This is a genomic window from Sphingomonas sp. Leaf4, assembly GCF_920939515.1.
GTDB lineage: Bacteria > Pseudomonadota > Alphaproteobacteria > Sphingomonadales > Sphingomonadaceae > Sphingomonas.
This window is the reverse complement of sequence record NZ_CAKLBB010000003.1, coordinates 1-22,015: the sequence shown is the minus strand read 5'-3', so window position 1 is coordinate 22,015 and position 22,015 is coordinate 1. Positions and strand designations below refer to the sequence as shown.

The window sequence follows — 22,015 nt, the reverse complement described above, 5'->3', positions numbered from 1 at the left end:
CCCGGACCGCGCGGAAACAGGACCCGGCATGACCGAACTGCAACAAGGCGGCAACGCCGCCGTGCCGCCCGGCACGCTGACCGTCGATCTCGGCTGGACCGCGCCGGCGGGCGTGGAGGCGGATGGCTCGGCCTATCTGCTGCTCGGGAACGGGCGGGTGCGCGGCGACGCCGACATGATCTTCTACAACCAGAACGAGGGCGACGGCGGCTCGGTGCGGTTCGCGCCAAGGACCGGCGCGGGCGGGCGGTTCACGATCGATCCGGCGCGGCTCTCGGGCGACATCGAGCGGATCGTATTCTGCGTGACGATCGACGAGGCGACCGCGCGGCGGCAGACGCTGGCGATGTTGCAGGGCGTGGGCGTCACGCTGGCGGGGCAGGGCGGCGATACGCTGTCGTTCCGCCCGTCGTTGGCAGGTGCGACCGAGGCGGCGATGATGCTGGCCGAACTCTATCGCCGGGGCGGCCAGTGGAAGTTCCGCGCGGTCGGGCAGGGGTTCAACGGCGGCTTGGGGCCGCTCGCGCGCTCGTTCGGCATCGACGTCGCCGAGGAACCCGCCGCTCCGCCGCCGCCGCCGCCCGCTGCTCCGCCACCGCCGCCACCTGCTCCGCCGCCGCCGCCTTCGATCAGCCTGTCGAAAGTGACGCTGGAGAAACAGGGGCAGACCGTCAGCCTGCAAAAGCGCGGGAGCAGCTTCGGCGAGGTGACGATCAACCTCAACTGGTCGCGCGGCAAGAAGGGATTTTTCGGCGGCGGCAGCGCGATCGATCTCGATCTGGGCTGCCTCTACGAGCTGAGCGACGGGCGCAAGGGCGTGGTGCAGGCGCTCGGCAACAGCTTCGGGTCGTACAACAGCCTGCCGTTCATCGCGCTGTCGGGCGACGACCGCACCGGCGACGTGTCGCAGGGCGAGACGATCCGCGTGAACGGCGGCCAGTGGAGCGCGATCCGCCGCATCGCCATCTTCGCCAATATCTACGAAGGCGTGCCCAACTGGCAGGCGACCGACGGCGTCGTCCTCGTCACCATGCCCGACCAGCCGCCGATCGAGGTGCGCATGACCGAGGGGCGCAACGACCGCCGCCTGTGCGGCATCGTGCTGATCGAGAATATCGGTGGCCAGATGAAGGTGACGCGGATCGTCGACTATGTCCGCGACCAGCAGGTGCTCGACGAGCAACTCGGCTGGGGCCTGCGCTGGGTCGCGGGGCGCAAATGATCGACCAAGGGAGAGTCAAATGTCGGTAAGCCTGTCCAAAGGCGGCAACGTCAGCCTGTCGAAAGAAGAGCCCGGCCTTACCCGTATCCTGATCGGGCTCGGCTGGGACACGCGCGTCACGGACGGGGCCGATTTCGACCTCGACGCCAGCGCGTTCCTGCTGGGCGTCGGCGACAAGGTGCGCAGCGACGGCGATTTCATCTTCTACAACAACCTGCGTTCGGCCGACGGGTCGGTCGAACATACCGGCGACAACCGCACCGGCGAGGGTGACGGCGACGACGAGGCGCTGACCGTCGACCTCTCCCGCCTGCCCGCCGATGTGCAGAAGATCGCGGTCGCGGTGACGATCCATGAGGGCGAGGGCCGGCGGCAGAGCTTCGGCATGGTGTCCAACGCCTTCATCCGCATCGTCAACGATGCGACCGGCCGCGAGATTTCGCGTTATGATCTCGCCGAGGATGCCTCGACCGAAACCGCGATGATCTTCGGCGAAGTCTATCGCCACAACGCCGAGTGGAAATTCCGCGCGGTGGGGCAAGGGTATAAAGGCGGGCTCGGCCCGATGGCGCGCAACTATGGCGTCAACATCGGCTGACCCCGGGCGTTCAAACTAAGGACAACATCATGGCAGTATCACTCTCCAAGGGCGGCAACGTCAGCCTGAGCAAGGAAGCACCGGGGCTGAAGGCGGTTCGCGTCGGGCTCGGCTGGGACACGCGCGTCACCGACGGCAGCGCGTTCGATCTCGACGCCAGCGTGTTCCTGACCGACGAGGCCGGCAAGGTCCGCTCCGACGCCGATTTCGTGTTCTACAACAACAAGGAAGGCGCCGGCGGCTCGGTCGTTCATCAGGGCGACAACACCACCGGTGAGGGCAGCGGCGACGACGAGGTGGTCGCGGTGTCGCTCGATCAGGTGCCGGCCGAGATCACGAAGCTGAACTTCGCGGTGACGATCCACGAGGCCGACGGCCGCCGCCAGAATTTCGGCATGGTGTCGAACGCCTTCATCCGCGTGCTGAACGCCGATGGCGGCACCGAACTCGCGCGCTACGACCTGTCGGAAGACGCCTCGACCGAGACGGCGATGATCTTCGGCGAACTCTATCGCCACAATGGCGAATGGAAGTTCAAGGCGATCGGTCAGGGCTTCGCCGGGGGTCTCGGGCCGCTGGCGCGGTCGTTCGGCGTCAACGTCTGACCGCAAGGACCTGCCCGCGATGCGTGATCTGATCGCGGGCGAACGGGCACCGGCGGCCGGCGCGACCACGTTCGTGCTGGCCGGCGGTGCGCCGCCGCCGCTGGCTTTGGTGGCGCTGGGGCCGGACCGGCGGGCGGCGGCCGACTTCGCGCCGATCGATTCGATCACCCGCGAACTGCGCAGCGGGGTGGGGTTCGAAGAGGCGACACGGCTGCGGATCGATCCCGCCGCGCTGCCGGCGGGCATCGACCGGCTGCTGCTGATCGCGTTCGATCCCGCCAACCGCCCGATCGACGCCCGGCTGACCATCGCGAGCGACACGCTGCGCTTCGCGGTCGATCCGGGCGGGCAGGCCGCGGCGGCGGTGATCCTGATCGAGCTGTACCGCCATCAGGGCCGCTGGCGGATCGCCGCCAACGGGCAGGGGTTCGCGGTCGGCCTCTCCGCCATCGCCGCCGCCTATGGGCTGGACCGGGCGTGGTGCGACCGGCTCAACCCCCGGTTGCAGGACGACACGCCCGATCGCGGCGACCGCTCCGGCCAGTCAAGCGGCAGCGGCATCGCGATCGAAGCGCATCACATCCTGACCAACGCGCATGTCGTCGAGGACGTCCGCACGATCAGCGTCCATGTCGGCGGGCGGACGCTGGCGGCGGAGATGGTGTTCGCCGATCCGCGCAACGACCTCGCGCTGCTCCGCGTCGACACGCCGCTCATGCAGATCGCGCAGTTCCGCTCGCAGGTCGGACTCCATCTGGGCGAGGATGTCGTGGCGCTCGGCTTTCCGTTGCAGGGGCTGCTTGGCACCGGGCCGCAGGCGAGTGCGGGAAATATCGCCGCGCTGTGCGGGATCGGCAACGACAGCAGCGTGTTTCAGTTCACCGCACCGATCGCCAGCGGCAACAGTGGCGGTCCGATTCTCGACATGGCGGGCCATTTGATCGGCCTCGTCAGCTCCTCGCTCAACCTCGACCGGATCCGCCGGTCGGGGGCCAGCGCGGAAAACATCAACTTCGGCATCAAGGGTGCGATGATCCTCAGTTTTCTCGATTCTCACGGATTGGAGCCACAGATGGCGCACGACGTGACCCCGATCGGCCGGACGGCGGTGGTGGCCCGTACCCGCAGCGCGATCGCGCGGATCGCCTGCCAGTGCTGACGACCCCGAACCCGCATCGCAGCGTGGCATTGCCGACCGGCCGTCTCGACATCGCGGTCGAGGAGGCGGCATGGCCCTTGGACGACCTGTGTGCCTTCGCCGCGCGTGAGAACCCCAAACGCGGCTTCCTGATCGTGTCGCGCGTGCTCGGCCGGCATCTGCCTGCCAGCCCGCAGGTGATGCGGGCCAGCGTGCGCGATCTGGTGGCGCGCATCCCCGCCGACCTGCCCGGACCGGTGATGGTCGTCGGCCTCGCCGAAACGGCGGTGTGCCTCGGCCAGACGGTCCATGGCGAACTGCGCGCGGCGCTGGGGCGGGAGGATATTCACTTCCTCCATTCGACCCGCCAGCGGATCGACCATCCGCTGCTGTGCCGGTTCGAGGAACCGCACAGCCACGCCTCGGCGCATCTGATCTATCGCCCCGACCTGCCGACGCCGCGCACGCTGGTGATCGTCGATGACGAGGTGTCGACCGGCACCACTCTTACCAATCTGGCGCAGGCGCTGGTGACGGCATGGCCGGGCGTCGAGCGGATCGTCGTCGCGACGCTGACCGACTGGTCGGTCGGGCGCGACTGGCAGGTGCGGATGCCGCGCCCGACGGCCATCGCCGCGCTGCTGCACGGCCGGCTGGAATGGACGCAGGGCGACATCGCCCCGGCCGATGCCGCGTTCGACATGGCCGCCGCGTCGCTCGGCACCCTGGCGACGCATCGCAACATGGGGCGCACCGGCATCACCAGCGCCGCCGCGCCGCCGCCGATCGGTCCGTTGCCGCCCGTCACCGGCCCGCTCAGGATCATCGGCACCGGCGAATTCACCTATCCCCCGTTCCGTCTGGCGGAAACGCTTGCCGACGCGGGCCATGACGTGGTCGTGCAGGCGACCAGCCGCAGCCCGGCGCGGATCGGCTGGGCGATGGCCAGCAAACTTTGTTTCACCGACAATTATGGAACCGGCGTGCCCAATTATCTCTACAACGCCGATCCCGCCGATGGGCGGACCAACTGGATCGCGCACGAGACGGGGGCGGCGACGATCGACCCCGCGCTGGTCGCGGCGCTGAACGCAAAGCTGATCGGATGGGCGGCATGATCCGCGCGATCGCGCTCGTCGATCTCGACGACACGCTGTTCCAGACGCTGCGCAAATGCCCGGCCGAGGTGCCGCCCGAACGGCTGACCCCGCTGGGCTTCGCGAAGGACGGATCGCCGCTGAGCTATGCGACGCCGGTGCAGATGCGTTTCCTCGACTGGCTGGCGGAGACGACGCATCTGGTGCCGGTGACGGCGCGCAGCCTCGACGCGCTGCGCCGCGCGCATATTCCGTTCAAGGCGGCGGTGTGCGCGCATGGCGGGGTGATCCTGAACGACGAGAGCGAGATCGATGCCGAATGGGCGGCGATCGTCGCCGGGCGCGCCGCCGAACATCGCGCCGTGCTGGACGAACTGGTGGCGGCCATCGCTGCCGAGGCGGCGTTGCGCGACGTGCCGATCAACGCGCGGGTGCTGATGGAGGGCGATCTCGCGCTCTATGCGCTCGCCAAACATGCCGATGCCGATGCCGACGCGCTGTTCGGCGTCGTCGATGCGGCGGTGCCCGCGCTGCCGCCGGGCTGGACCGACCATCGTAACGGCAACAACGTCGCGCTGATGCCGCCCTATCTGGGCAAAGCGCATGCGGTGGCGCGCATCCTGCCGGGGCTTCGCGCGCGCTTCCCCGACGCACCGGTGATCGGCATCGGCGACAGCCTGACCGATGCGCCGTTCATGGCGCTGTGCGACTTCGCGATGCTGCCGCCGCGCTCGCAGCTTGCCGGGGGCATGTTCGATGCCGGCTGAGGCGGTCCGGGTCGACCCCGCGCCATTCTCGGGCAGCTATGACCCCGCCGACGTCACCTTCCTCATGAAACCGGTGGCGCTCGCCCCCACGGCGGTGGCGGACAAGGAAGCCGCGATCCAGTCGGGCAAGCGCCATTATTCGGAGATGATCGCTCCCGAACGGGTGCCCGGTCCCGACTATCTCGCGCTGTACGACGCGGCGCTCGCGCGCAACGGCGCGCGGCTGGCGCAGGATGTCGCCAGCCTCGCCGCGCATTTGGCCGAGCGGGCGGACGGACGTGAGGTGGTGCTGGTATCGCTCGCCCGCGCCGGTACGCCGATCGGGGTGCTGCTCGCGCGGACGCTGCGCGCGCACGGCCACCCGGCGGTGCATTATTCGGTCAGCATCATCCGCGATCGCGGGATCGACCGGGTTGCGCTGGCGCATATCGCCGCGCGGCACGATCCGACCCAAGCGGTGTTCATCGACGGCTGGACTGGCAAGGGCGCGATCGGCGGCGAATTGCGCGCGACTCTGGCCGACCGGCCGATGGGGTTCGCGCCGACGCTGGCGGTGATCGCCGATCCGGCGGGGCAGGCGGATATTGCCGCGACCGATGATGATTATCTGATCGCCTCGGGCCTGCTCAACGGCATCGTTTCCGGGCTGGTCAGCCGATCGATCCTGAACGACGCGGTGGTCGGCCCGGGCGATTTCCACGCCTGCGTCACCTATCCGCAGTTCGCCGCCGCCGACCGGTCGCAGGCGTTCGTCGATACGCTGGCGCCGCTGGCCATCGCCGCGCTGCCGCAACCGATCGATGGCCATGCCGCCCGCCGCCCGGCGCTCGTCGACGCCTGCGAGGCGATGCTGGCCGACCTGCTGGTGCGCGCCGGCACGCAGGACCGCAACCGCATCAAACCCGGCATCGCCGAGGCGACACGCGCGCTGTTGCGGCGGATGCCCGAACGACTGCTGGTGCGCGATGCGGCCGACCCCGATGTCGCGCATCTGCTCCACCTCGCCACCGAACACGGCATTCCGGTCGAACCGCTGGATGCCGCTTCCCGTTATCGCGCGGTCGCAATCATCCGTTCGCTGGGGGACGATCAATGAACCATGGACCCGTCACCGCGCTCGAACTCGGCGCGACGCTGTATCTGCCCGCGACCCGTGCCGATCTGGTCGAGGTGCTGCTCGGCAACCGCCGGGTGGCCGGCCTGCGCTCGGCGGTGATCTGCCTTGAGGATGCGGTGCGCGAGAGCGACCTGCCGCTGGCGATGTCGCGGCTGGCGGCTTTCCTGCGCACGCTCGGCAACCGCGAGGGTGGCCCGGCCGAACCGCTGCTGTTCGTGCGCCCGCGCGACGCGGCGATGCTGGGGCACATCCTGTGCATGCCCGGCGTCGAGCGGCTGACCGGCTTCGTCGTGCCCAAGGCGCATGCCGAATCGATGCCGGCGTATCTGGCGTTGCCGCTCCACGATCGCCACCGGCTGATGCCGACGCTGGAGACGCGCGAGTCGCTCGACCCGCAGGAAATCCGCCGGTTGCGCGACCAGTTGCTGGCGGTGCAGGACCGTATCCTCGCGCTGCGCATCGGCGGCAACGACCTGCTGCGCGCGATGGGGCTGCGGCGCACGCCCGGCCGCACCGCCTATGACGGGCCATTGGGCGGGGTCATCGCGATGCTGGTCACGAGCTTCGTGCCATGGGGCTTCGCGATGAGCGCGCCGGTGCTCGAACAGTTCGGTGATGCCGACCTGCTGCGTGCCGAGATCGCCCGCGACATCGAACACGGCCTGTTCACCAAGACCGCGATCCACCCCGATCAGGTGGCGGTGATCCACGCCGCGCTGGCCCCGTGCGAACGACAGGTCGCCGAGGCGCGGCTGATCCTCGCCGACGACGCCCCGGCGGTGTTCGCGTGCGACGGGGTGATGTGCGAACCCGCTACCCATGCCGCCTGGGCCGAACGGCTTCTCGGTCGCGCCGCGCTGTTCGGGGTGGCCGACGCCCATTCCCTTCGTCTGATAGCAGGAACGGACCAATGACCACGCGCAGCAAGATCGACGAACAGAAGAGCCCCGGCGTCCGCTTCGAGGTTCATGAGTTCAACCGCAAGGCACACGGCCTCGGCCATCAGCCGATGACGGTCGCCGGCGCGGGCGGGGCCGGCGCGGAAGGAGGGATTCACGTCCACCTGCCGCATCCGGTCAGCGCACGGCAGGTCCGCATCGTGCTGGAAGGCGGCGCGGCGCTGCTCGAACCCGGCGCGCTGCAATATGCGCACGGCAAGTTGCAGGTCGACGTGCAGAAGAACGCCGGTGCGGGCGGGTTCTTCTCGCGCGCGATCACCTCGGCCGGCTCGGGCGAAAGTGCCTTTGCCACCCGCTATGCCGGGCATGGCGAGGTGTGGACCGAAGTCACGACCAAGCATTTCATCCTCGCGGCGATGGACGGGCCACAGGATTCGCTGATCCTCGACGACGGAGCCTTTTACGCCTGCGACGCCAACATCGCGGTGTCGACCCATGTCCACCGGTCGGTATCGGGGATCATGTCGGGCAACGGGCTGATGCAGCCCAAGCTGACCGGGGCGGGGGCGTTCGCGATCGAATCGCCGGTCCCGGTCGACGAGATCGAGGTGATCGAGCTCGACGGCCAGAACGAGCTGATCGTCGATGGCGACCTGATGCTGATGTACACCGCGACGTTGCAGGTCGAACTGCGCCCGCTGGTCCGGGGCTTGCGCAACGCGATGCGCACCGGCGAGGGGCTGGTGTTCGTGTTCCGTGGGCGCGGCACGGTGTGGCTCACGCCGACGATGCGGCTGGGCTGACCCTGTTCGTCGTCCCCGCGCAGGCGGGGACCCATAGACGCTGACGCTGGTGATGAAGCCGCGACGTCGGCGTTTATGGCTTCCCGCCTGCGCGGGAATGACGAAGGCTATTATCGCGCCGGATCGTCGTCGCCGTAGCGCCGTTCGATGAAGCGCAGATTGTCGGCGAAGCTGTCGAGGTCGTCCTGCGCCAGCGAGCGCGACAGCGTCTGCAACCGCTCGACCATCCGTTCGATCCCTTGGTTCAGCTTGTAGCTGGCCGAGCGACCCGTCTGGCGAAAGATTTCGGCGCGGTGCGCGGGCGGAATCTCGGCATAGCTGGCGATTAGGCGCGGCAGGTGATCGTCGCGCATCTGGCGGATTTCGGTCAGCGTCGCGATCAGCACCGCATCGCGCCCCGCGCGCGCCTCCAGATCGTCGATCAGCCCCAGCAACCGCGCGACCAGCGGACGCGAGGTATCGGGCAGGCGCGGATCGTCGGGCTGAATGCCGGCGCGGGCGGGCACGGGCGTCGGTCCGGGCGCATCGGTCGCCGGCGGCAGCGGACCGCCGAGCCATGTCGCGAGCTTGTCGAGAAAACCGGTCACAATCGACGTCCCGTTGCCTGTGCCCGCGCATGATAGTGCATGGTGACACGATGCCGCTAGAGGCAGTTAGTTCCCTTCGATCGCGGCGATCGCGCGGCGGGCCTGCATCACCGCTTCGCCCAGCGCGCGGCTTGCCGCCGGGGCGGACAGGGTGCTGCCGTCCGCCGCTGCCGCCGCCCGGTCGAGTGCCCGAGCCTGATCGGCCAGCGCCCGGCTGCCCGCCACCGCACCCCGCGCAGCGGCGGCGGTGCGCAGCGCGGCGACGCTGGTTTCCTGCGCGCGGGCCAGCGCCTGCGCCAGCGTGGCGTGGCTGTCGATCAGGATGCCGATCGTCAGCAGCCCCTGCCGCGTCACCGCCGACTGCGTCAGGATGTCCTGTTCGCGCGCCAGCAGCGCTTCGGTCGCTGTCTCGCGCAGGAACGCGGCGCGCTCGGGCCGGTCGTGGCGCAGTTCGCGCGCGGCGGCTTCCAGCGCGGGGCGGAGCGCGGCGATCAGCGCGCCCGCCGCGTCCAGCGCGGCGACGGCGGCGGCGAAGCGGTCGCGATCGGTTTCCAGCGACAGGATCGACCGGGCGACGCCATCGCGCTCGCGCGCCAGCCGTTCGACCAGCGCGTCGATCCGCGCCGGCACGGGCGGTGCGGGAGGGGCGGCGAACAACGATCGCCAGCCCGAGGGCGGCGGCGGCGTGTCGAGCGCCTGCGCCACCGCCTCAACTTCGGCAAGACCGGTCTTGGCGCTCTCGGTATGGATCGCGCCGCGTGACAGCCGCGCGCTGGCATCGGCCGCCGAGGTTATCGCGCGCCGGCCGATCGCGTCGATCGCCTGCACCACCCGGTCCTCATCGGCATGCAGCCATTGCCGTAGCAGCGCGCGGGCGTCGGTGGTGGGGGAAGCATCGGGCACGACCCGATTTCTATACGTCGCCGTCCCCGACCGCAATTCGGTCGCGCGGCGGCAGCGTCAGATGGAAGCGCGTCGGCAGGCCGGGCACCAGCGCCAGCGTGCCGCCATGGGCATGGGCGATCTGCCGCGCGAGGCTGAGCCCCACCCCGGTCCCGTCGACCTTGGTGGTGTGGAACGGGCGGAAAATGCGCGCGGCATCGTCCGGGGCCACGCCATCGCCGCTGTCGGCGATCTCGATCGTCAGCCCGGCCGCCTCGATCGAAAGAGCAAGCGCGACCCATGCGGGCCGTTGTCGCCCGGCCGCCGCCGCTTCCGCCGCATTCTGGAGCAGCGCGAGGACCGCCTGCGTCACCTGATCGCGGTCGAGCGGCCAGTCGGCGTCGGCCGCGACCGACAGGTCGAGCCGCACCCCCGGCCAGCGTCCCGCGAACAGCCGCGCCCAGTCCGCCGCCAGTCCGGCGGGCGAGGTGCCGCGCGGCTGCGGCACCGGCAGCCGGGCGAGCGTGCGATAGGCGGTGGTGAACCGCTCCAGCCCCTCGGCGCGCCTTGCCAGCGTGCCGATAATCTCGTGCAGCAGCGCCGGATCGGTCCCCGGCGTCTCGATCGCCTGCAACGCGCTGTCGGCGAGCGAGGTGATCGGGGCGAGGCCGTTGAGCAGTTCATGGCCCAGCACATGGATCATCTCGGCGGTGGCGCGCGCCTCGGCCAGACGGGCTTCCTGTTCGACGTCGATCAGTGTGGCGATCGTCCGCGAGTCGCTCAGCGTCACCCGCTCGATCCGCCAATGGCGTCCCTCGTGACGGACATCGCGCAACTCGGGGTCGGCCAGCGCCGGGGGCAGGGCGACGATCCGGTCGTCGGTCGCGAACAGCCGCCGTGCGGCGCGGTTGAGCGCGCGGCCATGCCCGTCGTGTAGCGCGATCATCGGCGTCGGCGCGGCATCGAGCAACAGCCGGTTGCCGGCGTCATCGCCCTGTGCCGGGGCCGCCGCGCTCGAAACCGCTGCCTCGCGCCACCCGGCCGACAGCGTCAGCAGCAGCGCGACCAGCGCCGCCCCAGCGAGCGACCCCCATGCGCCCTGTTGCCATGCAAACAGACCGGCCCCGCCCGCCGTGACCAGCAATATTGCGCGCACGACCGATCGCAGGCCGATGATTGATGCTCTCCCCTCCCTGAGAAGGGAGGGGTCGGGGGTGGGTAGGCTTGAGGCGGGTGCTGCCGTTCCCTCGCGGGCCGACCCATCCCCGACCCCTCCCTTGTCAGGGAGGGGAGCCTTGCTGCTAAAGCCCATAGCGCGCCATCCGTCGGTAGAGCGCGCCCCGGCTCAACCCCAGCGCGGTCGCGGCATGGGTGACGTTGTGACGATGTTCGCGCAGCGCCGCCTCGATCATCGCCCGCTCGGCATCGGACAGCGCGAAATTCGCCTCCGCGCCCGGATCGGTCACGACGACCGGCGGTGGCGGCACGACCGCCGCCGCGTCGATCGCGCCGTCGTCGCTCAACAGCACCGCGCGTTCGATCGTCAGCGCCAGCCCGCGCACCTCGTCGGGCCATGGTGCCGCGCGGATCGCCGCTTCGGCCGCCGGGGTCAGCCGCACTTCGCCCCGGCCGAAGCGTTCGGCGGCATCGCGCGCGAAATGGCGGGCGAGCAGCACCACATCGTCGCCCCGGCTGGCCAGCGGCGGCACCGCGATCTCCACGGTCGCCAGCCGCCGGCGCAGCGCCGGGGTGAGCAGCGCGACCTCCTGAACGATGGCGATCGGGCGGACGCCGCCGGGTAGCCGGTCGAGCAGCCGGTCCTGCGCCACCGCGTCGATCCGGTCGGGATGGCGCAGGATCACGCTGGCGTCGGCCTCGCCCAGCCGGTCCCATGCGGCACCATCGCGCAGGTCGATGCGCAGCGGCTCGCCGTTGTCGCCCGACGCGGCGTGCAGCGCGCGCGCCGCCAGCATCCGTCCGCTGCCCGGCCGTCCGGTGATGGTCACGCCCGCGCCGCTCGGTCCCACCCGGCGGATCAGCTCGCGCAGCCGCGCCATCGCCGGATGTTCGCCGAGCAGCATCGCCGGCGACACGCCACCGCCGCGCGGCGTCGCGGGTGCCGCCACCGGCACGCGCGCCATCGCTGCCGCGACCTTGGCGATCAGTTCGGCGTTGCGCCACGGCTTCATCACGAAGTCGCGCGCGCCCGCCTGCATCGCCGCCACCGCGATGCGGATGCCGCTGTGCGCCGTCACCGCGACCACGCAGGCACCGGGATCGTCGGCGACGATCCGCTTGAGGCAGGCCAGCCCCTCCTCACCATCGGCCGACCCTTGCGTGAAGTTCATGTCGAGCAGGATCGCGCCATAGCGCCGCTGCGCCAGCCGCGAATAGGCTTCCTGCGGCCCGGCCACCGTGTCGAGCCGGTGGCCGGCGATGCGAAACGCGATTTCCATCGCGCGGGCGACCGCCGGATTATCGTCGATCAACAGGATTGACGGGTCCGCCGACTGTCCATTCGTGGACGGTGCGTCCGCCGCCGGACGGTCGCCGATGGGCGATGACGGTGAAAATCCATTGTTCATAGTGGTTTAGGTTTTTGCCCGGGTTTCAGCGACAGTGTCCGCATGATGAGCGAACACTCTGCACATGCCAATGGCGCTCCGGGCGCGGCGATGGACCGGCGGATCGAACGACCGCGCAAAGGCTGGTGGCGGCACCGTGCGCTGCTGGCCGGCGTTTTGCTGGTGGCGGCGGCGGTGCTGGTGTGGCGGTTCCTGCCCGCCAGCGGATCGACCGACATCGCCGCCGACCAGATCGAGACGGGCACCGCGCAGCGCGCGCCCTTCGCCGATTATCTGCCGGTGCGCGCCAGCGTCGCGCCGCGCCTGACCACGCTGGTGGGCGTGCTGTCGGGCGGACAGGTCGAGAAGCTGCTGGTGCAGGACGGGGCGATGGTCGCGGAGGGCCAGCCGCTCGCCACGCTCGCCAACCCGAGCCTGCAACTCGACGTGCTGACCCGCGAGGCGCAGATCGCCAGCCAGTTGGGCGGCATCGCCGGCGAGGATCTCGGCATCGCGCGCACCCGGCTCGACCGCGCCGGACAGATCGCGCAGGCGAACTATGATCTCATCAAGGCGCGCCGCGACCTGTCGATCCGCGAACAGCTCCACGACAAGGGCTTCGTCTCCGACGCCGGCGTCAAAAGCTATGCCGAGGAAGTCGCCTATCAGCAGAAGCGCTTGGCGCAGCTCCAGAGCGGTGGTGCTGCCGAAGCACGGATCACCGCGACGCAAGGCGCGCGGCTCGACGACACCCGCGCCCGGCTCGAACGTAACCTGTCGGCGGTCCGCGCCGGGCTGGGCACGCTGGTCGTACGCGCCCCGGCCGGCGGGCGGCTGACCAACTTCACGCTGCAACCGGGACAGGCGCTGAAACCCGGCGATCCGGCGGGACAGGTCGACAGCGAGGGGTCGTGGAAGCTCGTCGCCGATGTCGACGAATATTATCTCGGCCGGGTCGCGGTGGGGCAGGCGGCGAGCGCCGAGCGCATGGGCTTGCGCGTCGCCAAGGTGCTGCCGCAAGTCACCGATGGCCGCTTCCGCGTCGAGCTGTTGTTCGCCTCGCCCCCGCCCGCCGGGCTCAATCGCGGGCAGACGATCGACACGCGCATTACGCTCGGCAGTACCGCGCCCGCGCTGGTCGTGCCGGTCGGCGGCTGGCTGCAATCGGGCGGCGGCACCAGCGCCTTCGTGCTCGACGCCGATGGCGCGCATGCCCGCCGCCGGACGATCCGCACCGGCCGGCGCAATCCCGAACAGGTCGAGGTGCTCGACGGGCTGAACCCCGGCGACCGCATCGTCACCAGCAATACCGCGTCCGTGAAGGGCGACATCCTCAATCTCCGCTGAAAGGCACTGTCATGATCCGCATGGAAAAGATCGAACGCCGCTATGTCTCCGACGATGTCGAGACGACCGCGCTCCACGCCATCGACCTGTCGATCGCGGCGGGCGAGTTCGTCGCGATCATGGGGCCGTCGGGTTGCGGCAAGTCGACGTTGCTCAACACGCTCGGCACCGTCGACCGGCCGACGGGGGGCAAGTATCTGTTCGGCGACCGCGATCTGGCGGCGATGGACGAAAAGGAACTGGCGAAGTTTCGCGGCAGTACGCTCGGCTTCGTGTTCCAGAGCTTCAACCTGATCGACGAGCTGACGATCGAGGAGAATATTGCGCTCGGCCTCGCCTATCGCCACGATGCCGGCGACCGACGCGGGCGCGTGGCAGCGGCGATGGACAAGGTCGGCATTGCCCACCGCGCCCGCCATTTCCCGCACCAACTGTCGGGCGGGCAGCAGCAGCGCGCCGCCATCGCCCGCGCGATCGTCGGCGATCCCAAGCTGATCCTGGCGGACGAACCGACCGGCAACCTCGACACCGCGAACGGCGAGCAGGTGATGAACATCCTCGCCGGGCTCAACGACGAAGGGGCGACGATCGTGATGGTCACGCACTCGCCGAGCCATGCCGACATGGCCAAGCGCCGGATCGACATGCTCGACGGCCGCATCGTCGCCAGCGCCATGCGCGCGCTCTGACGCGAAAGGGAGAACCATGAACGGCTTCGCGCTTCGCTCGCTCTATCGCTCGCTCACCCGGCACAAACGCTATGGTGCGCTCAACATCGGCGGCCTCGCCATCGGCATTGCGGTCTTCCTCGTCCTCGGCCTCTATGTCCGCTTCGAGACGGGGTTCGAGCAATGGCTGCCCGACCATGACAAGACCTATGTCGTGCAGACGGTGTGGAGCCTGCCCGAAAGCCCGGCGAACGGGGCGTACCCCTATACGATGGGTGGCCTGCTCGAACAGATGCGCGAGGATTTTCCGGGCACGATCGGCACCCGCATCCGTGGCGGCGAGAACGGCGGCAGCGTGCTGCGCGCGGGCCGTGCCACCAGCGAGAATGTGGCGCAGGTCGACCCGAGCTTTTTCCAGGTGCTGCGCATCCCCTTGGTGAAGGGCGATCCGGCGAGCGTGCTGGCGCAGCCGGGCAACGTCGTCATCAGCGAGAGCATCGCCCGCAAATATTTCGGCACCACCGACCCGATCGGCCAGCCGATGGTCGTCGCGTTCGACCAGCCGAATAACTACCGGGTGAGCGGCGTATTCCGCGACCTGCCCGATAACAGCGATTTCAAGCTGACGATCCTGATCCCGCTGCCTCGGACCCCGACGTCGGAAAACTGGTATCATTGGGGCAGCGCGTCGCTCGCCACCTATCTGCGCTTTCCCGATTCTACCGCGGCGCGTGCGTTCGAATCGAAGCTGACCGCGTTCGTCGACCGGCGCGGCAAGGAACTGGCCGCCCCCGGCGAGCGGCCGTCGGCGGTCCAGCAACTGAAACTGCTGCCGCTCGCCGATGCCCATCTCGTGCCCCAGGGGCAGGACAGCGCCAGCCGCAAGACGACGATCGTCACGCTGGGGCTGGTCGGGTTCCTGACCCTGCTGATCGCGATCGTCAATTACGTGAACCTCGCCACCGCCCGCGCCGGCCTTCGCGCGCGCGAAGTCGCGATGCGCAAGGTGCTGGGCGCGGACCGGGCGACGCTGGTGCGCCAGTTCCTCGGCGAAGCGGTGCTGACCGTCGCGCTCGCCTCGCTCGTCGGGCTGATCCTCGCCGAAATCGGACTGCCGCTGGTCAATGCGGCGGGCGGGCTGTCGCTCACCATTCCGTACGTGGTGGTCGTACCGGCGCTGGTGCTGCTGACGCTGATCGTCGGGCTGGCGGCGGGGGTATACCCTGCGCTGCTGCTCTCGGGCTTTCCGGCGGCGGCGGTGCTGGCGTCGGCGCGGTCGCCCGGTGGCGGTCGCGCGGGCACCCGCATCCGCGAGCTGCTGGTCGTCGCGCAGTTCGGCCTTGCCATCGCGTTCATGATCGGCACCGCCGTCCTGTTCGCGCAGACCCGTCATGTCCGCCAGACCGACCTCGGCTTTCAGCGCGACGGGCTGCTCGTGGTCCGGTCGCTGGCGGATTCACTGGTTGAAGCCAGCAGCAAGCCGGGAATCATCACCGCGATCCGCGCCTTGCCGCAGGTCCGCGACGTGACGATCGCCAATCTCGCGGTCGGTGGCAGCGGCGAGGACAATAACAACAACGTACCGCTGCCCGGCGTCGCCGGATCGGGGCCGTCGCTCACCTGGGGCATCGTCGGTCCGCGCTTCTTCGAGACGCACGGCGCGCGGCTGATCGCCGGCCGGCTGTTCGACGATGCGCACGGCGCGGACGATGCCGAGCTGCACAAGGTGACCGACGGGTTCAACATCGTCATCAACCGCCGCGCGCTCGCCAGCCTGCGGTTCCGTTCGCCCGAGGAAGCCGTCGGCAAGACCGTCGGCGGTGGCAATCCGCGCACCATCATCGGCGTCGTCGACGATCTGCGCTTCGGCTCGCCGCGCTCGCCCACCCCGCCGACCTATTATCTCTACTATCGTCGTCCCGAAAAGCTCGGCACGACGGTCGCCACGATCCGCTTCTCGGGCGATCCGCGCACCGCGCTCGCCTCGGTCCGGTCGCTGTGGCAGCGGATGGCGCCGCAGGTGCCGTTCAACGGCGACACCGCCGACACCCGCCTCGCGCAATTCTATGAGGATGACGATCGCGCGGCGCGGCTGTTCGGGATTGGCGCGGGGCTGGCGGTGCTGATCGGCTGTGTCGGGCTGTGGGGCCTCGCCTCGTTCAACATGCAGCGGCGGGTGAAGGAGATCGGCATCCGCAAGACGCTGGGCGCATCGGCGACCGACATCGTGCGGCTGCTGGTCGGGCAGTTCCTGCGCCCGGTGCTGATCGCCAACGTCATCGCATGGCCGATCGCGTGGCTGGCGATGCGAAGCTGGCTGACCGGCTTCGAGGATCGCATTGCGCTCTCGCCGCTCTACTTCCTTGGCGCGACGCTGCTCGCCACGACGATCGCGGTGCTGACCGTGCTGGGCCAATCGCTGCGCGCCAGCCGTGCCGCCCCCGCATGGGCGCTGCGCCATGAATAGGGGGTGGATCGCGGCGCTGGCGCTGTGCACCGCCACGCCGGCCTCGGCCGAGACGCTGCGCGAGGCGATCGCCGCCGCCTATGCCACCAACCCGCAACTGGCGGCGGCGCAGGCGCGGCAGGCGGCGCTGGCCGAAACCCCCGAACAGGCGCGTTCGCTCGCCCGGCCGGTCGTGTCGGCGGGCGGCAGCACCGGATACGACCGGCTGAACGGGGGCGGCAGCGGCGCGGCGGTGGCCAGCGTCGCGCTACCGATCTGGACCGGCGGGCGCGCCGCCGCCGCCATCCGCGCCGCCAACCGCGACGTGGCGGCGGGCGCGGCGGGCCTGCGCGATGCCGAAGCGGCGATCCTCGAAAGCGTCGTCACCGCCTATGCCGCGCTGCTCTACAACCAGCAGGCGGTCGAGGTCGCGCGCGTCGGCATCGAACGGCTCGACCGGCAGGTGGCGGAGGCCCGCTCGCGCTACGGGCTGGGGCAGGCGACCCGCACCGACGTCGCGCAACTCGAAGCACAGCGCGCCAGCGTCGTCGCCAACCTCGCCGATGCCGAAGGCGCGCTGGCACAGGCCGCCGCCGCGTACCGCGCGGCGGTGGGGCAGGACGCCGGCACGCTGTCGGCAGAGGTCGCACCCCCGGCCACGCTGCCCGCGACCCGCGACGCCGCGCGCGACGCGGCGCAGGCGGGCAACCCGCTGCTGCTGCGCCAGCGGCAGGTGGTCGCGGCATCGGCGGCGCGGATCGATCAGGCCCGCGCCGAACGCGCGCCCGCGATCGATGCGACCGGCAGCGTCGGGCCGGGCGGCCTCTACCGCGACGACCGGCTGCGCGGCGTCACCGCCGCCAGCGCCGGCCTGTCGCTGCGCATCCCGCTGCTGACCGGCGGGCTGGTGCCGGCGCGCGTCCGTCAGGCCGAGGCGCTGAACCGCGCCGAGCGCTTCGACGCCGATGCCGCCGAACGCGAGGCGATCCGGGCGAGCGATGCCGCATGGGCGACGCTGATCGCGGCGCAGGGCCGGCTGCGCGCCAATATCGAGGGGCTGGCGGCGGCCGACGTCGCGCTGAACGGCGTGCGCGCCGAATATGGCTTTGGCCTCCGCTCGACGATCGACATCCTCGTCGCCGACCAGAGCTTGCGCGCCGCGCAACTGGCGGTGGCCGCGGCGCGCGCCGACGTGCTGGTCGCGCAGGCGGCGCTGCTGCGCGCGACCGGCCGGCTCGATGCGGCCGCCTATGGCTGATCGCCGGCCGGCCCGGCGGCGTGGAGCGAGCGCATCCATCCGGCGAAATCGCGCGGATCGGTTTCGCTCGCGCCATTGCCCGGCGTGAAGAAGGCAAGGCAGCGTTCGCGCGCGTCGCTGGGCGCGATGCCGAACGCCTGCTGGAACGCGCGGCTGAAGCTGCGATCGGTGGCGAAGCCCCAGCGCTGCGCGACCTCGCCCACCCGCACGCGGCGCAATGGATCGGCCAGTTCCAGCGCCGCGCCGCTCAGCCGCCGCCGGCGGATGTGCCGCGCGACCCCGCCCGCCGGCGCGAACAGCCGGTAGAGCGCGGCGCGCGAGACGCCGGCGACATGCGCGATCCGCTCGGCGTCGAGCGCGGGGTTGCCGATCTCGGCATCGATCAACCGGTTGATCCGCAGCAACGCCGATCGCGGGCAGGACGGCGTCCGGCTGCGTCCCTCGCGCCGCCGCTCGCTTGCCAGCACCATGGCCGTGAGCGTGACCGTGGCGTGCGCCGCCAGCGTCGCCTCGGCGGTCGTCAGTCCGGGCAGGCGTCGCGCGACCGAACGGAGATGGTCGCACAGCAACCCGCCGACCGCCGAACCGGCGGGCACCACCATGCCGTGCAGACTGGCGATGTCGCCGACGATCGGCGCGATCGACGCGCGCGGGAGCAGCAGACTGAGATTGCGGAACGCGCTGGTCGTCGTCGACAGCGTATCGGCAAGGTCGAACACGCAGATGTCGCCCGCCCGCACCGCGACCGGTTCGCCGCCGGCATCGCCGGTGAAGCCGCCCGTCTCGTAATATTGCACCAGCAGATGATCGAGCCCGCTGCTCGCGACCAGCGTGGCCGGCCGGTCGAACCGCAGCGCAGGCCCCGCGAAACGGCCGAACATCGCGGTGCCCAGATGCCATGCCAACGTCTCGACCTCGGCCGGATCGGCCGGGTCGACCCGCGCGATATGGAACACGTCGCGCACCGCCATCCCGAAGGCGGCGATACTGTTCGCGTCCCCGCCGTCACGCGGAATCGCGAACTGCGGGATCTGTCGGATCGCCGGGTCGTCGCACCGGACCGGGTCGCTGTCGGCCATCGGTCAGGCGAGGCCGGCCGGGATGCCCGGGCCGGCCGGACGGGATGCGGTGTTTCCACGATTCATCGGCGTCGCCCCTGTCGCTATCCGCGGTCGAGCCCCGGTTCCGCCGGTCGCGCTGCCACGACGTCCCGTCCGGCACAAGCCGCCAGTGAGCGACTGTTTTTCAATCAAGTCGTACGTAATGTAATATTATATATTGTCACATAGATGATGGTGGATTAATATGTCAGATAACTGGGGGCGACAGCGCGATCACGCGCGGCGACCACCCGGTGCATAGGGGAGGACACTGATGAAGGCATTCGCCAAATCCATTCGTCTGGGCGTATCGCTGTCGGCGATCGGTATCGCCGGGCTCGCGCAACCCGCCTTGGCGCAGGACGCCCCGACGGGCGGTTCGCTCAACGCCGCGCAGGTCGCCGAACGCGGCGAGAACGCCGACGAGATCGTCGTCACCGGCGTGCGCGAGAGTCTGCGCTCGGCACAGGCGATCAAGCGCAACGCCGACCAGATCGTCGATTCGGTGAATGCCTAGGACATCGGCAAGCTGCCCGACGCGAACACCGTCGAGGCGCTGCAGCGGATCACCGGCGTGCAGATCCAGCGCCGCTACGGCGAAGGTGCTACCGACTTCGACCATCGTACGCAGCCGGCGATCACCGTGCGCGGTCTGACGCAGGTGCAGAATTTTATCGACGGCCGCGCCAGCTATTCGGCGTCGGGCGGCCGGGCGCTCGACCTCGAAGGGGTGCCGCCCGAACTGCTCTCGGGCATCGACGTGTACAAGAACGCGCCGTCGAACATCATCGAGGGCGGCGTCGGCGGCGCAGTGAACCTGCGCACCCGCAAGCCGTTCGATGCGGCGGGACAGGTCGTCAGCATGACCGCCAAGGGCAATTACTACGACCGGGTCGACAAGTTCGGCGGATCGATCTCGGGCCTCTACAGCAACCGCTATGACACCGGCATCGGCGAGATCGGCGTGCTGTTCAACGCGGTCTATTCCAAGAGCCAGTATCGCCAGGACGGCCTGCTCGCCGGACCGTTCGGGCCGATCCCGACCGGCACGACCATCGCCGGCGCGCCGACCAATGCGCAGGTGCCGTTCGGCTTCGAAATCTATGACGACACCGGCGACCGCAAGCGGCTGGGCGTCGCGGCGGCGATCCAGTGGCAGGCGAGCGACGCGGTGCTGGTAACGGCGCAGTATCAGGGGACCAAATACTGGTTCAACCGCACCGGCGCCTATTATTACGACTATAACAACCGCAACGTCACCGATCCGTTGCCCGGCGGCACCTTCACCTGGAACGACGAAGGCTATGCGACCTCGGGCTCGATCCGCAACCAGACGTTCGAAACCGGCCGGTTCGATCAGGAATTGTGGAGCGCGACCCAGAATATGACGTTCAACGTCGCATGGGACGTGAACGACCGGATGAAGGCGACGTTCGATGCCCAGTATCTGACGTCCTATTACAACGCCGACCGTAACGGTCACGTCCTGTCGCTCTATACCCAGGCCGGGCAGACCGCGCTGACCACGCCGCACGCCACCACGGTCGACTTCGACCTGCGCGGCAAATATCCGCGCTGGGACGTGCGCAATCCGGGGCTGCTCAACACCGCGGCGAATTACACCACGCCGTTCGTCGCCGATTCGCTCCAGCGCAACGAGGCCGACCAGTTGGCGCTCGCCTACGACCTCGAATATGACATGGAGGGCAGTTTCCTGTCGAAGCTGCGCGGCGGCGCGCGCTATGCCGACAATACCATCAACCTGCGCGGTACGTGGAACGGTGTCTGCCTGAGCGCGCTTGGCGCCGATCCGTCCTGCTCGGCCCCGGCGGGCACCGCGCTCATCCCGCTGACCCGCAATCCGCAACTGGCGATGCCGGGACCGTCCAAGAACTGGTTCGACGGCAATACGGTGGTCAACGGGCTCCTCTATCCGGCCTTCCCGGCGGGTGACGGCGTCTGGGCACAGACCAAGGCGCTGTATGCGCTGTTCGGCGCGCGCACCAAGGATGCGTTCACCCCGGGCGACCTGAACGAACAGACCGAAAAGACCTACACCGTCTGGGGCGTCGCCGACTATGCCGGCGAACTGGGCGGCATCCGTATCGACGGTGGCGTCGGCGTCCGGCTGGTCAAGACCGAGGCGACCTCGATCGGCACCCAGTTCGCGACGGTGGCGGTGCCCGGCGGCGGCACGCGGCAGGTGCTCAGCCCGATCAGCGTGGTGAACGACTATACCCGCGCGCTGCCGAGCTTCAACGTCCGCGCCCGCTTCACCGACGAACTCCAGGCCCGTTTCGCCTTTTCCAAGGGGCTGGCCCGGCCGAACTTCGACCAGTTGTCGACCAACCTGACGCTCAACAACCCCAATCAGGTCAACCCGATCACCGGCCGGCCGAGCGCCGGATCGGGCAATCCCCGGCTGCGCCCGATCGAATCGGACAATTACGACCTGACGCTCGAATGGTATTTCGCATCGGCCGGATCGTTGACCGGCGGCGTGTTCTACAAGAAGGTCAACGGCTTCCTGGCGGGCGGCACCGTCGTGCAGAGCTATAACGGCGTCGCCTACGACGTCGGCACCACGGTCAATTCGGGCAACGGCACCGTCAAGGGCGCGGAAATCGGCTATCAGCAATTCTACGATTTCCTGCCCGGCCTGCTGAGCGGTCTGGGGCTTCAGGCGAACTACACCTATGTCGACAGCAACGTGTCGAACCCGTTCGCCAGCCCCGGCACGAACATCCCGCAGCAGGTGCCGCTCGAAAAACTGTCGAAGCACAGCTACAACCTAGGGCCTGTGGGGATTCAACGTGAGTTGATGACGGCTGCGACGAGGTAGATCATGGCCTCGAAGCTGCGATCTGTTTTGCAGGCACGCATGGCGATGCGTTTGAACTCCTTGAGCTTGCAAAAG

General features: G+C 69.6%; 20 protein-coding genes. 15 read left to right on the top strand and 5 right to left on the bottom strand.

The window, feature by feature from the left end; translation table 11 throughout:
• Positions 1-28: 28 nt before the first annotated feature.
• From LRA89_RS04925 to LRA89_RS04885, 9 genes are read left to right on the top strand one after another with little or no spacing between them, the layout of a single operon-like run.
• Complete coding sequence (locus LRA89_RS04925; RefSeq protein WP_230769249.1) at positions 29-1,222, top strand: TerD family protein; 1,194 nt, start codon at positions 29-31, stop codon at positions 1,220-1,222.
• 19 nt (positions 1,223-1,241) lie between these two features.
• The gene (locus LRA89_RS04920) at positions 1,242-1,820 is read left to right on the top strand and encodes a TerD family protein (RefSeq protein WP_230769248.1); all 579 of its coding nucleotides are present in this window, start codon (positions 1,242-1,244) and stop codon (positions 1,818-1,820) included.
• 29 nt (positions 1,821-1,849) lie between these two features.
• Positions 1,850-2,425: a TerD family protein gene (locus LRA89_RS04915; protein WP_230769247.1), complete on the top strand. Its 576-nt coding sequence runs from the start codon at positions 1,850-1,852 to the stop codon at positions 2,423-2,425.
• Between the two features lie 19 nt (positions 2,426-2,444).
• Entirely contained in the window at positions 2,445-3,584 is a 1,140-nt protein-coding gene (locus LRA89_RS04910) for a trypsin-like peptidase domain-containing protein (RefSeq protein WP_230769246.1), read from the top strand.
• Complete coding sequence (locus tag LRA89_RS04905) at positions 3,578-4,681, top strand: phosphoribosyltransferase domain-containing protein (protein WP_230769245.1); 1,104 nt, start codon at positions 3,578-3,580, stop codon at positions 4,679-4,681. Before LRA89_RS04910 ends, LRA89_RS04905 begins: the two co-directional genes overlap by 7 nt.
• Positions 4,678-5,427, top strand: a complete 750-nt coding sequence (locus tag LRA89_RS04900) for a hypothetical protein (RefSeq protein WP_230769244.1) — start codon at positions 4,678-4,680, stop codon at positions 5,425-5,427. The genes LRA89_RS04905 and LRA89_RS04900 overlap by 4 nt, the downstream gene beginning before the upstream one ends.
• Positions 5,417-6,523 (top strand): cysteine protease StiP family protein, encoded by a 1,107-nt coding sequence (locus LRA89_RS04895; protein ID WP_230769243.1) that lies wholly within the window; start codon positions 5,417-5,419, stop codon positions 6,521-6,523. Before LRA89_RS04900 ends, LRA89_RS04895 begins: the two co-directional genes overlap by 11 nt.
• Positions 6,520-7,458 carry an HpcH/HpaI aldolase/citrate lyase family protein gene (locus tag LRA89_RS04890; RefSeq protein WP_055762784.1) on the top strand — a complete coding sequence of 313 codons (939 nt, stop codon included), beginning with the start codon at positions 6,520-6,522 and terminating at the stop codon, positions 7,456-7,458. Before LRA89_RS04895 ends, LRA89_RS04890 begins: the two co-directional genes overlap by 4 nt.
• A complete protein-coding gene (locus tag LRA89_RS04885) occupies positions 7,455-8,246 on the top strand; it encodes an AIM24 family protein (RefSeq protein ID WP_055762782.1) in 792 nt (263 codons plus the stop codon). Before LRA89_RS04890 ends, LRA89_RS04885 begins: the two co-directional genes overlap by 4 nt.
• A gap of 110 nt (positions 8,247-8,356) precedes the next feature.
• Here the strand turns inward: LRA89_RS04885 and LRA89_RS04880 are convergent, their stop codons facing one another.
• The 4 genes from LRA89_RS04880 to LRA89_RS04865 all read right to left on the bottom strand — a co-directional run bounded on the left by LRA89_RS04880 (position 8,357) and on the right by LRA89_RS04865 (position 12,204).
• A complete protein-coding gene (locus tag LRA89_RS04880; RefSeq protein WP_230769242.1) occupies positions 8,357-8,833 on the bottom strand; it encodes a hypothetical protein in 477 nt (158 codons plus the stop codon).
• Positions 8,834-8,899: 66 nt separating this feature from the next.
• On the bottom strand, positions 8,900-9,736 hold the full coding sequence (locus tag LRA89_RS04875; RefSeq protein WP_230769241.1) for a toxic anion resistance protein: 837 nt from the start codon (positions 9,734-9,736) through the stop codon (positions 8,900-8,902).
• Between the two features lie 10 nt (positions 9,737-9,746).
• Entirely contained in the window at positions 9,747-10,871 is a 1,125-nt protein-coding gene (locus LRA89_RS04870) for a sensor histidine kinase (RefSeq protein WP_230769240.1), read from the bottom strand.
• Between the two features lie 145 nt (positions 10,872-11,016).
• Complete coding sequence (locus tag LRA89_RS04865; RefSeq protein WP_230769239.1) at positions 11,017-12,204, bottom strand: sigma-54-dependent transcriptional regulator; 1,188 nt, start codon at positions 12,202-12,204, stop codon at positions 11,017-11,019.
• 141 nt (positions 12,205-12,345) lie between these two features.
• Between LRA89_RS04865 and LRA89_RS04860 the strand changes: the two genes are divergently transcribed.
• From LRA89_RS04860 to LRA89_RS04845, 4 genes are read left to right on the top strand one after another with little or no spacing between them, the layout of a single operon-like run.
• Complete coding sequence (locus LRA89_RS04860; RefSeq protein ID WP_230769238.1) at positions 12,346-13,626, top strand: efflux RND transporter periplasmic adaptor subunit; 1,281 nt, start codon at positions 12,346-12,348, stop codon at positions 13,624-13,626.
• A gap of 11 nt (positions 13,627-13,637) precedes the next feature.
• Positions 13,638-14,315 carry an ABC transporter ATP-binding protein gene (locus tag LRA89_RS04855; protein ID WP_230769237.1) on the top strand — a complete coding sequence of 226 codons (678 nt, stop codon included), beginning with the start codon at positions 13,638-13,640 and terminating at the stop codon, positions 14,313-14,315.
• Between the two features lie 16 nt (positions 14,316-14,331).
• Positions 14,332-16,761 carry an ABC transporter permease gene (locus LRA89_RS04850; RefSeq protein ID WP_230769236.1) on the top strand — a complete coding sequence of 810 codons (2,430 nt, stop codon included), beginning with the start codon at positions 14,332-14,334 and terminating at the stop codon, positions 16,759-16,761.
• The gene (locus LRA89_RS04845) at positions 16,754-17,998 is read left to right on the top strand and encodes a TolC family protein (protein WP_230769235.1); all 1,245 of its coding nucleotides are present in this window, start codon (positions 16,754-16,756) and stop codon (positions 17,996-17,998) included. The genes LRA89_RS04850 and LRA89_RS04845 overlap by 8 nt, the downstream gene beginning before the upstream one ends.
• Here LRA89_RS04845 and LRA89_RS04840 read toward each other — a convergent pair.
• Positions 17,989-19,077 carry a helix-turn-helix domain-containing protein gene (locus LRA89_RS04840; protein ID WP_055762762.1) on the bottom strand — a complete coding sequence of 363 codons (1,089 nt, stop codon included), beginning with the start codon at positions 19,075-19,077 and terminating at the stop codon, positions 17,989-17,991. The two genes, LRA89_RS04845 and LRA89_RS04840, sit on opposite strands and share 10 nt — an antisense overlap.
• Before the next feature lie 295 nt (positions 19,078-19,372).
• Here LRA89_RS04840 and LRA89_RS04835 point away from each other — a divergent pair, with 295 nt between their 5' ends.
• Complete coding sequence (locus LRA89_RS04835; protein ID WP_230769234.1) at positions 19,373-19,615, top strand: hypothetical protein; 243 nt, start codon at positions 19,373-19,375, stop codon at positions 19,613-19,615.
• A 3-nt stretch (positions 19,616-19,618) separates the two neighbouring features.
• Entirely contained in the window at positions 19,619-21,940 is a 2,322-nt protein-coding gene (locus LRA89_RS04830; RefSeq protein WP_329958504.1) for a TonB-dependent receptor, read from the top strand.
• The last annotated feature ends 75 nt before the right edge of the window (positions 21,941-22,015 follow it).